Source organism: Micromonospora sp. NPDC049366 (genome assembly GCF_044466625.1).
In the GTDB taxonomy this organism is placed as follows: domain Bacteria; phylum Actinomycetota; class Actinomycetes; order Mycobacteriales; family Micromonosporaceae; genus Micromonospora.
This window is the reverse complement of record NZ_JBITMV010000008.1, coordinates 117,391-131,302: the sequence shown is the minus strand read 5'-3', so window position 1 is coordinate 131,302 and position 13,912 is coordinate 117,391. Positions and strand designations below refer to the sequence as shown.

Annotated in this window: 12 protein-coding genes and 1 riboswitch; of the genes, 7 read left to right on the top strand and 5 right to left on the bottom strand. The window is 73.2% G+C overall.

What is annotated here, in order from left to right; genetic code table 11:
• Positions 1–60: 60 nt before the first annotated feature.
• Together ACIBTV_RS13820 and ACIBTV_RS13815 are read left to right on the top strand one after the other, a co-directional pair.
• The gene (locus ACIBTV_RS13820; RefSeq protein ID WP_396704660.1) at positions 61–840 is read left to right on the top strand and encodes a hypothetical protein; all 780 of its coding nucleotides are present in this window, start codon (positions 61–63) and stop codon (positions 838–840) included.
• A gap of 285 nt (positions 841–1,125) precedes the next feature.
• Positions 1,126–1,267, top strand: a riboswitch (cyclic di-AMP (ydaO/yuaA leader).
• 228 nt (positions 1,268–1,495) lie between these two features.
• Positions 1,496–2,341 (top strand): C39 family peptidase, encoded by an 846-nt coding sequence (locus tag ACIBTV_RS13815; protein ID WP_396704658.1) that lies wholly within the window; start codon positions 1,496–1,498, stop codon positions 2,339–2,341.
• Here ACIBTV_RS13815 and ACIBTV_RS13810 read toward each other — a convergent pair.
• Positions 2,329–2,913 (bottom strand): hypothetical protein, encoded by a 585-nt coding sequence (locus tag ACIBTV_RS13810; protein WP_396704656.1) that lies wholly within the window; start codon positions 2,911–2,913, stop codon positions 2,329–2,331. The genes ACIBTV_RS13815 and ACIBTV_RS13810 overlap by 13 nt on opposite strands.
• Positions 2,914–2,930: 17 nt before the next feature.
• Between ACIBTV_RS13810 and ACIBTV_RS13805 the strand changes: the two genes are divergently transcribed.
• Positions 2,931–3,398 (top strand): alpha/beta fold hydrolase, encoded by a 468-nt coding sequence (locus ACIBTV_RS13805; protein ID WP_396704654.1) that lies wholly within the window; start codon positions 2,931–2,933, stop codon positions 3,396–3,398.
• Positions 3,399–3,427: 29 nt separating this feature from the next.
• Entirely contained in the window at positions 3,428–3,694 is a 267-nt protein-coding gene (locus ACIBTV_RS13800) for an alpha/beta fold hydrolase (protein ID WP_396704652.1), read from the top strand.
• Positions 3,695–3,791: 97 nt separating this feature from the next.
• Here ACIBTV_RS13800 and ACIBTV_RS13795 read toward each other — a convergent pair whose 3' ends face one another.
• From ACIBTV_RS13795 to ACIBTV_RS13780, 4 genes are all read right to left on the bottom strand, one after another.
• Positions 3,792–5,501, bottom strand: a complete 1,710-nt coding sequence (locus ACIBTV_RS13795; protein ID WP_396704650.1) for a CDP-glycerol glycerophosphotransferase family protein — start codon at positions 5,499–5,501, stop codon at positions 3,792–3,794.
• A gap of 42 nt (positions 5,502–5,543) precedes the next feature.
• Entirely contained in the window at positions 5,544–7,046 is a 1,503-nt protein-coding gene (locus tag ACIBTV_RS13790; protein ID WP_396704648.1) for a D-ribitol-5-phosphate cytidylyltransferase, read from the bottom strand.
• Positions 7,047–7,191: 145 nt separating this feature from the next.
• Positions 7,192–8,010, bottom strand: coding sequence for an ABC transporter ATP-binding protein (locus tag ACIBTV_RS13785; protein ID WP_396704646.1), 819 nt, complete (start codon positions 8,008–8,010; stop codon positions 7,192–7,194).
• On the bottom strand, positions 8,003–8,899 hold the full coding sequence (locus tag ACIBTV_RS13780; protein ID WP_396704644.1) for an ABC transporter permease: 897 nt from the start codon (positions 8,897–8,899) through the stop codon (positions 8,003–8,005). The genes ACIBTV_RS13785 and ACIBTV_RS13780 overlap by 8 nt, the downstream gene beginning before the upstream one ends.
• A 217-nt stretch (positions 8,900–9,116) precedes the next feature.
• Between ACIBTV_RS13780 and ACIBTV_RS13775 the strand changes: the two genes are divergently transcribed.
• The 3 genes from ACIBTV_RS13775 (at position 9,117) to ACIBTV_RS13765 (ending at position 13,896) form a co-directional block, all read left to right on the top strand.
• Positions 9,117–9,716, top strand: coding sequence for a TetR/AcrR family transcriptional regulator (locus ACIBTV_RS13775; RefSeq protein WP_396704909.1), 600 nt, complete (start codon positions 9,117–9,119; stop codon positions 9,714–9,716).
• Between the two features lie 146 nt (positions 9,717–9,862).
• Entirely contained in the window at positions 9,863–11,968 is a 2,106-nt protein-coding gene (locus tag ACIBTV_RS13770; protein WP_396704642.1) for a DUF6077 domain-containing protein, read from the top strand.
• Between the two features lie 170 nt (positions 11,969–12,138).
• Positions 12,139–13,896 carry a CDP-glycerol glycerophosphotransferase family protein gene (locus ACIBTV_RS13765; RefSeq protein WP_396704640.1) on the top strand — a complete coding sequence of 586 codons (1,758 nt, stop codon included), beginning with the start codon at positions 12,139–12,141 and terminating at the stop codon, positions 13,894–13,896.
• The last annotated feature ends 16 nt before the right edge of the window (positions 13,897–13,912 follow it).

Here is a 13,912-nt window from a genome sequence, read left to right as displayed (position 1 = left end):
GCCACCGCCCCCGGCGCCCCGCGCGCCCCCCATCGCAGCCGTTCCTCCCGAGGTGCCGACATGGAGAAGACCGTCCTCTACCAGTTCCTCGTCCAGGTCCCGCTCGCCGTCGCCATCTGGTCGGTCCTGCTGGTGCTGGCCCTGACCGTGCTCACCGTGCTGGTCGCCCGCCCGGAGCGGGACCGCGCCGACGGTGACGCCGCCGCTCCCGCCACCCCGACGGCCCGTGAGCTGGCCGAGGCCGAGGCCGCCGACCTGCGCCGGTACGCCGAGGAGGTGGCCGTCGCCGCGGCCGGCGCGGCGCAGACGGCCCGCCGGCGGCGGGCGGAGTGGCTGGCCGCCCACCGCGACCTGGAACGGGCCTGGGCCGCGTACGACGAGGCGGAGACGGCCGCGCGTCGGTTCGCGGGCACGGGTGCGCTGCCCCCGCCGCGGACGCCCCGGACGCCGGCCGAGTACGCGGCCCGGGAGCGGCACCTGCACCGCGCGGCCACGGCGGCGCACTGGCGCGGCGAGTTGACCCTGCGTCAGCTCGGCGAGGTGTTCGGGCACCGCAACGGGTGGGATCCCCGGCTGCACCCGGTCGAGCAGGAGGTGCGGCTGGCGCGGGTGGTGCGAGACAGTCGACACGCCGACTACCGGCTGGCCGAGGAGCGGGAGCGGGCCGGATGGCGGGACGCCGAGCTGGCCGCCGAGGCCGCCCGGACGCTCGCCGCCGAGGCGTACGCCGCCGCGGCCCGGCTCCGGCCGCTGCGGGCGCCGGCGGCCCGGCCGGCCACGGTCGCCGCGGCGACCCGTCCGGTGCCGGCGCGCCGCTGGCGGCCCGCCCGGGTCGGGTGACACCGGGGTTGTTCCGTGAGCCCGGTCACAGTCGGCCGGAAACGGTCAGCGGGAATGATCGGGAACGATTTCCGGGCGTTGTGGAGCGCCTTTCCGGCCGGCTGTCCCGTTGTCGCCCGACGGCGCCTCCCACGCCCCGCGTCCCATTGAGTCACGCCAGTGTCCGTACGCCTGGAAAAAATTTCCATGATCAGTGTTTACGCAGGTCAGGCAGGGTTGGCAGGGTGAGTACCGCTTAGTAGTGTCGGCCCGTCCGGTGCGGTAACCGATCGCAAGAGGCGACGCCGCGCCGACCCGCCTAATCGGCAGTTCCGAGCCGGGGACCCACACGCACGTCCGGGGTGAATCCGCGAGCCACGGCCCGCGGTAGGGCGATCTTCCCGCCCGAATCCGTCAGCTAACCCGGTAGGCGGCGTCGGAAGGAGCTCCATCCTCGTGCAGCACCAGCCCACCCCTCGTTCCTCCCCGCACCTCCACGGCACCGCGGTACCCGCCCTCGCCCGTCCCGTCGTGGCGAGCTGACCCGGCACCCGCGTCTCCCGCCCGGCCTACCGGGCGATCCCCTGAGCGGTCCACCAGTCGCGGACGACGTCCGCGCGGTGACGCCTGCCCGCCCACCGGCGTGGGCGTGGTAGGGCCGCTCTCCCCCGAGCCCGTGGAGGAACACGTGAAGCACACCCTGAAGCGTCAGCTCCGTCGACTGGCGACGCAGCGCCCATACCAGATCACCGGCGCCGCCGCGGCCCTCGTGCTGGCGTCCACCGCCGGCGTGCTGGCCAGCGGCATCGATGACGCGCCCAGCGGCCAGCCGGCCTCCGCCGCGGTGGCCGAGCTGCGCAGCGACGCGACCGTCGCCTCGCGCAGCCAGGACCGGACCGCGGAGCCCACCACCGCCGCGCCCGAGACCAGCGCTCCCTCGGCGTCGAGCGCGTCCCCGGCCGCCCCGAAGGCCGCGAACCCCGACCTGACCCGCAAGCCGACACCGCCGAAGCCCCCGAAGAGCAAGGTGCTCGACTACGACTACCAGGCGCAGACGACGTACTACTACTGCGGCCCGGCGGCGACCCGCAACGCCCTCAGCGCCAGCGGCATCGAACGGAACCAGGACGACCTGGCCGCGCAGCTCGGCACCACCGAGATGGGCACCAACTCCGCCCAGGACACGACCCGGGTGCTGAACGCGGTGGTCAAGGGCAGCCCGTACCGGACCCGGATGTTCGACGGCGCCCCGAGCCCGGCCCAGATGGACCAGCTCCAGGCCGACGTGGTCAAGGCCATCACCGACGGCCGTGGCGTGGTCGCCAACATCGTCGGCGACGCGGTGGACACCGACGGCGGCTGGCACTCCTTCTCCGGTGGTCACTACATCGCCGTGGTCGGCTACCGGGACGAGGGCCGCACCGTGAAGATCGCCGACTCGGCGAACCCGGCGGTGCCCTCGTACTGGATCAGCACGATCGACCTGGCGAACTGGATGGCCACCCGCGGCTACTCCGCCTGACCCGATCCGACACCCGGGCGCCGGCCCCCTCCTTCGAGGGGACCGGCGCCCGTGGCCTTTGCCGGCCGCCCGGTTCGTGAGTAGGTGACGAAGCCGTACAGCGCCAGGTGGTTGGACTTCGTGCCGGTCACCGTGTGGTCGATGGCGGACGGCCGCACCGTGCCCCTGATGAACAGATATTCGATCTTGCTGGATCCGCTCGTCGCCTTCGCCCCGTAGCCGGTCATCCCGAAGCCGCCCAACGTGGACGACGGGATGCCGGTGCGGTTGGCGTCGATCCCCACGAACGCCACGGTCGCGCCGTAGGTGTCGGCCGGGTAGCCGAACTCGGCCGACAGCTGGTCGGCGTACGCCTCGGCCTGGCCGGTGCCGCGCACCTGCTGCACGATCAGGATGTCCGGCGGCGCCACCCCGGCCGTGCCCTTCGCGCCGTTGTCGTCCACCAGCATCGAGGTGAGGTGGCGCCGGACGGCTTCCGGCCGCCGCCCAGCGCCGAACTCTACAGTGACCGTCGTCGCTGTGTTGCCCCGCCGATCGTCCGCCGGCCGACCGATCGTGCGACGGTCGTCCACCGTGGCAGACTGCGCCCATGGTCGATGACTCCGGTGGGCGGTCGGTCCTCCTGCTGCTGCACGGCATGGGCGCGAGCGGTGACGTCTGGCTGCCGTGGGCCCCGCTGCTCGAAGAACGCTGGCCGGGCCGCTGGCTCGCTCCGGATCTCGCCGGGCACGGCGCCTCTCCGCCGCTGCCGGCATACTCGTTCGCCGGTCTGGCCGAGCGGGTCGCGGCGGGTCTCGGCTCCGGCGGGCGTGCGGCGGCGGGCCTCGGTTCCGGCGAGCGACTCGTGGTGCTGGGCCACTCCCTGGGCGGGGTGGTCGGGCTGGCCCTGGCGGCGCGGGCCGGCGGTCTGCCGGTGGCCGCGGTCATCGGCCTCGGGATCAAGGCGGTGTGGTCACCCGCCGAGCTGGCGAAGGCGGCCGAGCTGGCCGAACGGCCGGTCACCTGGTTCGCCACCCGCGAGGAGGCGGCCCGCGCTACCTGCGGGTCTCCGGCCTGACCGGGCTGGTCGACCCCGACCACGCGGTGGTGGACGCGGGCCTGCGCGCTGAGGGCGGGCGGTGGCGGCTGGCCATGGACCCGGGCGCGTTCGCGGTGGGCGACCCGGCCCTGCCGGCGCTGCTCGCCGCCACCGACGTGCCGGTGCTGCTGGCCCGCGGCGAGCACGACCCGATGGTCACCGACGCGCAGCTCGCCGAGCTGGGCGCGCCGGTGGTCACGCTGCCCGGGCTCGGGCACAACGCCCACGTCGAGGACCCGCAGGCGGTGCTGGCGCTCGCCGACGCGTACCGCTGAGCACGGCAGCGCCGCTCGCCCCGGACCGCCGGGGAGAGCGGCGCGTCGCCGGCCGGCGGTCGGTTCAGACCGGCGGCCGGTTCAGGTGGTGGTCGGTTCAGGCGGTGGGGGAGAGCGGCGCCGGCTCCACCGGCGGCCCGACCCGCGGCGCCGGCGGGTTCCACCCCGACTCCAGCTCGCGGCGGGCCGCGTCGAGGAACGCGTCGGCGTACGAGTCGGCCGGGAAGTCGCCCAGGTAGCGGCGGCGGGTCGCCCAGCGCTCCGGCGCCAGCGGGTCGTCGCCGAGCAGCCGGTCGAGCACGTCGTCGACGTTCGCCATGTCCCGCCGCAGCACGTAACCGGCGCCGGCCAGCGGGAACAGCTCCCGGAACCGGTCGCCCTCGTCGGCCATGTCGGTCACCGCGAACGGCTTGCCGGAGTAGAGGTAGTCGGAGATGACGCCGGAGACGTCGGAGACCAGCGCGTCGGAGCGGTTGACGCACTCCACCAGGCTCAGGTCCCGGCTCGCGGCGGCACCCCACAGGTGCGGCCGGCCGGTGCGTGCCCGGTCCGCGGCCAGCAGCTCGGTGAGCCGGCCCAGCTGCCGGGCCGACGCCGGGTTCTGCGTGGTGTAGGGGTGGGCGCGCAGGATGACCGTCGCACCCCGGTCGAGCAGCCGCCGCAGCAGCGGCTCGGCCACCGGCAGCGAGCAGTAGTCCGCGTCCGCGTGGTGCCCCGTCCAGGTCGGCGTGTACAGGACCGTGCGCGGCGCGTCGGCGGGCAGCGGCTCGGGGCGTACGTCGATCGACTCGACCTGCGGGCGGCCCACCACCACGAACTTCTCCGCCGGGATGCTCACTCCGGCGCGGGCGTACCGGTCGATGGCCGCCTGGCCGGCGACGAAGATCCGGTCGAAGATGCCGGAGACCGGGTTGGCGCTGGGCGCCTTGTCGCTGTCGCCGTGGTGCAGCTGCACGTGGGTCAGCTGCGTGAAGCGGATGCAGTGGCTGTTCTTCGCGCCGTGGTTGACGTAGAACGCCACCTTGAGGCTCGGTACGAGCACCTCGTCCATCGCGCGCAGGGCCGGGCAGTAGACCACCGGAGCGGTCGTGGCCGCGGCGATCGGCGCCAGGAACTCCGGCTCGCGCACCAGCACCAGGAACGGCCGGCCGATCCGCTCCAGGTAGGGCAGCCACATGGTGACCTGGTACTCGGAACCGGGCGGGGCGGAGAAGTGGAGCAGGAACTCCGGCTGGTGCCGGCGCAGCGCCCGGCTCACCGGGCCGCCGCCGGCCGCCGGCCGGAAGCGGCGCCGGGCGAGGTCCAGGGCGACCGCGCCGGCGCCGGCGGCGACCAGCAGCGCGACCACCAGGGCGACCACGGCGGGCAGGGTCGCCGCGGCGGCCACCGCCACGACGGCGAGCAGCCCGAGCAACGCGTCGCCCAGGTGCGTGGCGACCAGCGGCGTCCACGACCGCACCGGCAGGTTCGCCGCCCGGATCTCCAGGTTGCCCGCCTGGCGCAGCGGCCCGACCAGGAGCACCAGCCCCAGCAGCACCAGTGCGGTGGCGGCAAGCGCGGGGTCGAACCCGCCGTCGGACCGCCGCGCGTAGCCGACCAGGACGGCGGCCGCGATCAGGGTCGTCTCGGCCGTGGTGTCGGCGCCCGGGCGGACCCGCCGCTCCGCGGCGGTCGCGGCGAGCGCGGCCACGACGAGCCCCAACCCCCAGCCGGTCGCGCCGGTCAGCGCGACGACGAGGAAGGCCAGCACGGCCAGCCCGGTGCTCAGGCACCGTGCGATCAGTTTCCGGACCAGGTCACCACGCATGTCGCTCCGTTCACCGCCGTCCCGGCCGCAGGTGTCGGGCGGTCAGCCGACGACCGCGGGGGCGGCGTCGGTCGACGTCGTCTGCGTCGGCACGGCCTGCGCGGCCTCACCCGGCGCCCGGCGTACGTCGATGACCTGACCGGTCAGCTCGGAGATCAGGACGTCCAGCGAGGCCTGGGCCACCGCCTCGGCCGAGAGCAGGGTGTGCTCCGGCTCCTCACCGAAGGCGCGGGTGCGCATCGGGGTGGCCGTCCGCTCCGGGTTGATGCAGTTGACCCGGACGCCGTCCTCGGCCCACTCGTCGGCGAGGGCCTGGGTGAGGTTGACCAGCGCGGCCTTGGTGGCCGAGTAGAGCGCGTAACGGGCGCGGCCCCGGGTGTAGGAGCTGGAGGTGTAGAGCAGCAGCTGCCCCCTGGTCTGCTGGAGGTACGGCAGGGCCTGCCGGGCCACCGTCACCGGTCCCACGAAGTTGACCTGGAGGAGGCGGTCCATCGTCTCCTCGTCCATCTCCGCCAGGGCGCCCCGCTCCAGGATGCCGGCGGTCACCACCACGTGGTCGATGCGGCCGGTCGCCTCGAAGGCGGTCTTCAGGGCCGCCTCGACGTCCTCCGGACGCTCGACGTGGGTGCCGGTGCTGCTGCGGCTGAACGGGAAGACCTGGGCGCCGTAGCGGGAGGCCAGCTCCGCCAGGTCGTGGCCGATGCCGTAGCTGCCGCCGAAGATCACCATCGTCCGCCCCGTCAGCTCCTCGCGGTAGCTGCGGTGGTCGGCCAGCCGGGGCGGCTGCGCGGCGGCGAGCTGGAAGAGCTTGTCGGCGAGGTGCACGTCGACCGGGTGGGTGACCTTGATGTTCTCGTCCGACCCGTCGATCACCTTGATCGGCGTGTGGGGGAGGTAGCGCAGCACCACGCCACAGTCGTCGGTGGCGGCGAAGTTCGGGTCACCCTCGGCGTGCCGGTACGCCTCGCGGATGGTGCCGGACCGGAACGCCTGCGGGGTCTGCCCCCGGCGCAGCGAGGAGCGCACCGGGATGTCGGTGATGCAGTCGTTCTCGTCCACCTGGATGATCGTGTCCGCCGAGGGGATGGCCACGTCGACGGCGGAGTAGGTCCAGAGCGCGTTCACGCACTCCCGGACGATCCGGCTGCTGACCAGGGGACGCACCGCGTCGTGGAAGAGGATGTTGCAGTCCTCCGGGCCGACGGCGTCCAGGGCGATGCGGGTGGTGGCGTTGCGCGTGTCGCCGCCCTCGATGACCTTGGTGACCTTGCGGAAGCCGGCCTTTTCGACGATCTGCCGGGCGTCGGCGACGTGACCGGGGGCCATCAGCACGATGATCTCGTCGATCTCCGGCGCGGCCTCGAAGACGGCCAGGGTGTGCTCGATGATCGGCTTACCGGCGATCTTGAGCAGCTGCTTCGGGATGCCGAGGCCCAGCCGGGTGCCGGTGCCGCCGGCCAGCACCACCGCCACTGTGCGGGACGGCCGCCACGGCGCCGGGTTCTCCGGTGCGGCGTCCGGGCCAGTGGTGTGGTCCTGCGTCATTGCCGATCCTCACTTCCGGGGGTGCGTGAACAAGAGGTTCCGCCCAGGCGGCGACCGGATGAACCTTAACGCGCGCCGCCGCCCACCCCAACGTCGGCGGCGGGCCGGACGACATCCGTGTCGATGCGTCCGACCCGCCGTCAGGTCACTTGCTGTTGGCGTACGCCTCGTACGCGCGGATCACCTCGTCGGTCGGGCCGTCCATCCGCAGGACGCCCGATTCCAGCCAGATCGTCCGTTCACAAGTGTCGCGTACGGAGGAGAGCTGGTGGCTGACCAGGAACACCGTGCCAGCGCTCTCCCGCAGCTCGCGTACCCGCTGTTCGCTGCGCTTGCGGAAGCCCTTGTCGCCGGTGGCCAGCGCCTCGTCGATCAGCAGCACGTCGTGCTTCTTCGCCGCCGCGATGGAGAAGCGCAGCCGGGCGGCCATGCCCGACGAGTACGTCCGCATCGGCAGCGAGGCGAAGTCACCCCGCTCGTTGATCCCGGAGAACTCGATGATGCCCGGGGCCTCCCGCTGCACCTCGGCCGGGGTCATGCCCATCGCGAGGCAGCCCAGGGTCACGTTGCGCTCGCCGGAGAGGTCGTTGAGCAGCGCGGCGTTGACCCCGAGCAGCGAGGGCTGGCCCTGTGTGTACACGGCGCCGCGGTTCACCGGCAGCAGGCCGGCGATCGCCCGCAGCAGGGTCGACTTGCCCGACCCGTTGCTGCCGATGAGGCCGATCGCCTCGCCCCGGTACGCGGTGAAGGTGACGCCCTTGACCGCGTGCACCTCCCGCACCTCCGGTGCGGAGGTGCGGGTGACGATCCGGCGCAGCGCCGCCACCGGGCTGGTGCCGCCGCCGGCGCCCTTGTGCACCCGGTAGATGACGTGCGCGTCGTCCACCACCACGGTGGGGATCCGCTCCTGCGCCGGCGTCAGCGTCAGGGTCGCGTCGTTCGACGCCTCGAACTGGTCAACCACGGCCGTACTCCTGTTCGCCGCGCCAGAAGTAGACGAAACCCCCGACGCCCATCACGATCGCCCAACCCACCGCGACCAGCCAGAGCTGGAGCAGGGAGGAGTTGAGCACCGGCGCCTCCTCCAGCAGCGCCACCCGGGCCAGCTCGATGTAGACCAGCATCGGGTTGAACTCGACCAGCCGGCTGGCCCAGCCGGGCAGGTTGTCCTCGAAGAGGGTGACGCTGTAGAGCACGCCCGAGCCGTACATCCAGGCGCGCATCACGAACGGGATGACCTGCCGCAGGTCGGAGACCTTCGCGCCCATCCGGGCCACCATCATGGTGACCCCGGCGTTGAAGACCGTCTGGAGCAGCACCGCCGGCACCAGGATCAGCCACGCGAAGGAGATCGGCTCGCCGGTCACCAGCACGATCGCGATCAGCACCACCATCGAGCCGAGCAGCTGCTGGAACTGGGTGACCGTGACCGCGAGCGGCAGGCAGGCCCGGGGGAAGTGCAGCGCGCGGATCAGCCCGAGGTTGCCGCTGATCGCCGTGGTCCCGTTCTGCACGGCGGTCTGGGTGAAGTTGAAGATGAACAACCCGGTGCAGAGGTACGCGATGAAGTTCGGGATGCTCCTCTGCTCCAGCACCAGACCGAAGATCAGGTAGTAGACCGCCGCGTTGGTCAGCGGGGTGAGCACCTGCCACAGCTGCCCGAGCCGGGCGTTGCTGAACGAGGCGACCAGCTTCGCGTTCGCGTACGTGGCGATGAAGTGCCGGTAGTGCCAGAGCCGCCGGCTGTACTCCGCCAGGGACGGCGGCTGGTCGGCTACCCGCAGTCCGTAGCGGGCGGCCAGCTGCGCCTGGGTGAGGCCGGAGTCGGGGTCGGCCAGCGCCGTGTTGGCCATGGGATGTGGCGCTCCGATCTTTCGAATCAACGGGATGCGCGCGAGGATGATCCGGACGTGGCCGGTGCGGGGGAGCGCCGCCTCGTCGCTGCGTGGACACTAGTCCGAAACACGTCGGGACGCAACCGTATCGTCGTTGCGCTACCCTGGTCGCCGTGACGTGCGGAAAGAGCCCCAGGTGACGACCGAGAAGAGACGCCCACCGGCCGGTGCGGCGGTGCTCCGTGACGACATCACCACGGCCATCCGCCGCGCGTTGATGCAGGAGTTGGCCGCCGTCGGCTACGGCCGGCTCTCCATCGAGGCGGTGGCCCGCCGGGCGGGGGTGAGCAAGACCGCGATCTACCGGCGGTGGAGTTCGAAGCTGGACCTGGTGCTGGAGATCGTCGCCGCCGCCGCGCACGGCAAGCTGCCGGCGCTGGACACCGGCAGCCTCCGGGGCGACCTCACGCTGCTGTTCCAGGTCGTGGCGCACGCGCTGCGCCACCCGCTGGCCTCGCAGATCATTCCCGACCTGCTCGCCGAGGCCGCCCGCAACCCGACCATCGACCAGACCCTCCAGCAGGTGCTGCGGGCCCGCCAGCAGGACATCGGCGGCCGGCTGATCCGGCTGGCCGTCGAGCGGGGCGAACTTCCGCCCGACAGCGACCCCGACGCGGCGATCGACCTCATCATCGGCCCGCTCTACTGGCGGCTGGCGATCGCCCGGCTGCCGCTGACCGACAGCTACCTGGACGCCCTGGTGGAGTCGGTCGTGGCCGGCCTCGGCGCGGAGCGGGAGGTGCCCCACCCCCGGGCCAGGCCCGTCGCCGGATGACCAGACGACCCGCGACACCCCCGTCCGCCGGACCCCGGCGGGCGGGTGCCAGCCGCTACTCTCCTTAGCCAGGTCGGAGCGGAGCCACCGACGCCGCCCACCGTGCGCCACCGCCGCCCTCACCCGCACAACGACAAGGACTCCCCGTGTCGAACGTCGACCACGCCACCGTCGCCGTCGCGCCGTCCCCCGACCCCGCGACGCCCGACGTCGCGGACGACCGGCCCCGTCCGGTCCGGTCCGGCCGGCTCGGCGCGCTGATCGCGGTGGCGCCGGCCCTGATCACGGACGCCGCCGTGCTGGCGTTCGCGCTCTGGACGGTGCTTTACCACGCGGCGTTCGCCGTCCGGCTCGCCCCGTCGGTGACCTTCAAGATCTGGCTCGCCGGCTGCGTCGCGCTCGCCGTCGTGGCCGGGGTGCGCGCCCGTCGGCGGCTGCGGGCGGCGACCGACGAGCCGCGGGCCGACGCCGGAGCCGCCACGCCCGCCGCCCTTCCGCGCCGCGGCCTGGTCGTGGTGCTCGCGGCCGCGGTCGTCGCCGCGGTCAGCGCCGGGATCGCAGCCAGCGGGGCGGCCGACGGCACCGGCGCGATCTGGTGGATCCCCGCGGTCGCCGGGGCGGTCGCCGCGGTCGGCGGCATGCTGCTGCTGCGTCGCGCGTGGCTGGCCACCCCGCAGCCGGTGCCCGCCGTGCCCGCACCGACCGCCGTCCAGTCGGGGTACGCGCTGGTCGTGTCGGTGCTGGTCGGCATCTCGTCGTTCTTCCTGGCCCGCAACACGCCCGACGACGTCTACTACGTGGGCCGGTCGGTCTGGGTGGCGGAGCGGGACCTGGTCCCCCTGCGGGACTTCCTGTTCACCGAGAACGTCGCGCCGGCGATGGGCTCCCAGCCGCCGATCGCCTCGATCGAGGTGTTCGCGGGCGCGCTCGCCCGGGTGTTCGGCATCCACGCCGCCTCGGCCACCTGGTACGTGCTGCTGCCGATCATGGCCGTGATCGCGGTGCTCGCCCTCTGGCGGCTGGTGCACCGGTGGGCGCCGCGCCGCGCGCTGCTCGCCTTCACGGTGGCCGTCGCCTACCTGTACCTCGTCGCCGGTGACGACGCCGCGCTCGGCACCTTCCACCTGCCCCGGCTCTACGAGGGTAAGGGCATGTTCGTCTCGGCGGTCATCCCGCTGATGTGGCTCTACCTGACCAAGTGGTTCGACACCCGGTCGCGGCGCTCCCTGATCCTGGTGGCCGCCCTGTCGATCACCGCGGTCGGCCTCACCACCACCGCCGCGATCATCCTGCCGATGCTGGCCGGCGCCGCGGCGTTCGCCATGCTGCTGGTCGGCCGTTGGAAGGACGCCCTGATCGCGGGCGCCGCCGCCGTGTTCTACCCGGTCGGTTCGGTGATCGTCTCCCAGCTGGTGCTCCAGACCGGGGCCGCCGCCGGCGCCGACGACGTCTTCTTCGACGCCGGGCAGACCTACCGGCGCACGCTGCTCTTCGGTGTGGTCGGGGTGATCAGCGGTCTGGCGCTCTGGTGCGGCCCGCTGCTGGCCCGCCGGCGCACCCCGGCGCTGCTCGCGGCCGGCGGCACCCTCGCCCTCAGCGTGCTGTTCGTCCCCGGTGTGCTGCAGGCGCTGAGCGCCGCGAGCGGTATCTCCGTGGTGCTGTGGCGGGTGCCGTGGCTGCTCGCGTTGCCGACGCTGATCGGCCTGCTGTGCACGGTCAACGTGCCCTCGCCGAAGCCGCTGGTGCGGCGGGCGGTGAGCGCCGGCGTCGCCGTCGCGATGGTCGCCTCGTTCGCGGTGTTCGCCACCCCCATGTGGTCGGCGCAGAGCTGGGTGGAGGTGCATGACCGGCCCACCTGGAAGCTGCCGCAGCAGCGGCAGCGGATCGCCTTCTGGATCAAGGACCTCGACCGGCCGGACGGCCTGGTCCTCGCGCCCGGGGTGATCATGCGGACGTCGCTGATCGTCACCAGTCGGGTCCGGGTCGTCCTGCCCCGGGACTTCTACCTCATCGAGTACGACCTGAACTCCGACTTCGCCAAGGACCGCCTGCTGCTGACCGGGTGGGCCGACGGGAAGGAGCAGCCCGGCCGCGACCAGCTCGCCCCGGCCCTGCAACGGTTGGACGTCGGGACCATCTGCGTCTACTCGGGCAACACGTACGCCCGGGAGTTGGCGCCGCAGCTCGGCTACACCGAGTTCGCCCACCGGAAGGCACCGGGTGCGGTGACCTGCTTCCGCCGGGACGGCTGAGCCCGCCACCGCTTCGGCGACGGTGCGGCGGCGTGCGGCTTTGACCGGTATGGGGCGGGATACCCGAGCGGCGCCCGGCTGTCCCTTCGCGTTAAGGTCGCAGTCACCTGCTGACGGCTCGCGATGGATCCGGGCCGGGCCCCTCGTCACTCTCGTAGGGAGCGTTCTCGTTGTTCGGCACGTTGACAGGACGGATCGGAGTGGCCGCCCGGGGCGCGCTGCTCGTACTGGCCTACCTGGTCATGCTCGTCTCGGGTGCCCTGGGTTGGGTCGCCGTCTTCGCCGTGGCCGGGCTGGCCGCGGTCATCGGCGAGTTCGCGCTCGCCCGCTGGTCACCGGCGTCGGCGCTGCTGCTGGAGAAGGTCGGCCTGCTCTGGTCGTACCGGCAGCTGACCCGGGACCTCGCGGCCGTGCTGCTGGTCGCCGCGGAGGTGGTGCTCGGCGGGACCGACCTGACGCTGCTGCTCGCGCTGCCCGCCGCAGTCTGGGTGATCTCGATCTTCTCGGGCGCGCTCTCCACCATGATCGAGCGGCGCAACCCGCTCTCCGCGATGGTGCGCAACATCGACCTCGGTCCGCTGAAGTCCGCCCCGCAGCCGCCGGCGTGGGCCGCCGCCGTCGCCGGTGAGCGGATGCCGCTGCTGAACCTCCTGCTGGTGCCGGCCGCCGTGGCCGCCGCGGTGCAGGACGACGTGACCCCGTTCCTCGTCGCCGGCGCGGTGGCGCTCGCCGCGACGGCCGTGGTCGGCGCGATCGTCGCGGTGACCTGGCTGCGTGGCCGGGGCAGCGGACAGGGTCCGCTGCTGCCCGCCGTGCAGCGCTGGCTGGACGGCCACCGCCCCGAGGTGGCGCTCTACTTCGCCGGCCCGGCCAAGGACGTCTACCAGGCCAACATGTGGCTCGCCCCGACCGAGGCGCTGCGGCAGCGGGCCGTGGTGCTGATGCGCAGCCGCGAGGCGTTCCTCGAACTGGCCGACACCCGCCTGCCGGTGATCTGCGTACCCGCCGGTGTGGACTTCATGAACCTCGAACTGAGCAGCATCCGGGTCGCCCTCTACGCGGCGAACGTCGGCGCGAACATCCACATGCTCCGCGAGCCGGGGACGAAGCACGTCTTCGTGGGCCACGGCGACAGCGACAAGCAGGCGAGCGTCAACCCCTACAGCAAGGTGTACGACGAGGTCTGGGTCGCCGGTCTCGCCGGGCGGGAGCGGTACGCCCGCGCCGGCGTCGGGGTGCTCGACTCCGACATCGTCGAGATCGGACGCCCGCAGCTGGCCGGTGTGCACACCTTCGGCGCCGAGTCGATCGACCGGCCGTTCACCGTGCTCTACGCCCCCACCTGGGAGGGCTGGCTCGACGACGACCCCTACCACACCTCGCTGGTGCTGATGGGCGAGCGGATCGTCAAGGGGCTGCTGGCCGTCACGCCGGGGGTCCGGCTCATCTACAAGCCGCACCCGCTCACCGGCTCCCGGTCCAAGCAGGCCAAGGCGGTGCACGAGCGGATCGTGGAGCGGATCCGCGCCGCCGGCGGCGACGGCGACGCGTCCTCACTCGACGGCACCCGGCACCTGGTGGTGACCGGCCGCGTGCCGGCGCTGTTCGACTGCTTCAACCAGACCGACCTGCTCATCAGCGACGTGTCGAGCGTGGTCTCGGACTTCGTGCAGAGCCAGCGGCCGTACGTGGTGGCCAACCCGGGCGGGCTGCCGGAGGACGAGTTCCGCCGCGAGTACCCGACGTCGCGGGCCGCCTACCTGCTCGCCCGGGACTGCGGTGAGCTGGAGAAGATCGTCGCGGTGACCCGCGCCGGGGACGACCCGATGACCGAGGCGCGGCGGGAGCTGAAGACCTACCTGCTCGGCCCGGCCGAGGCGAACCCGATGGACCGCTTCCAGGAGGAGATCGGGCGGCTCTGCCGCTGACCGGCGTGCCGGCGGT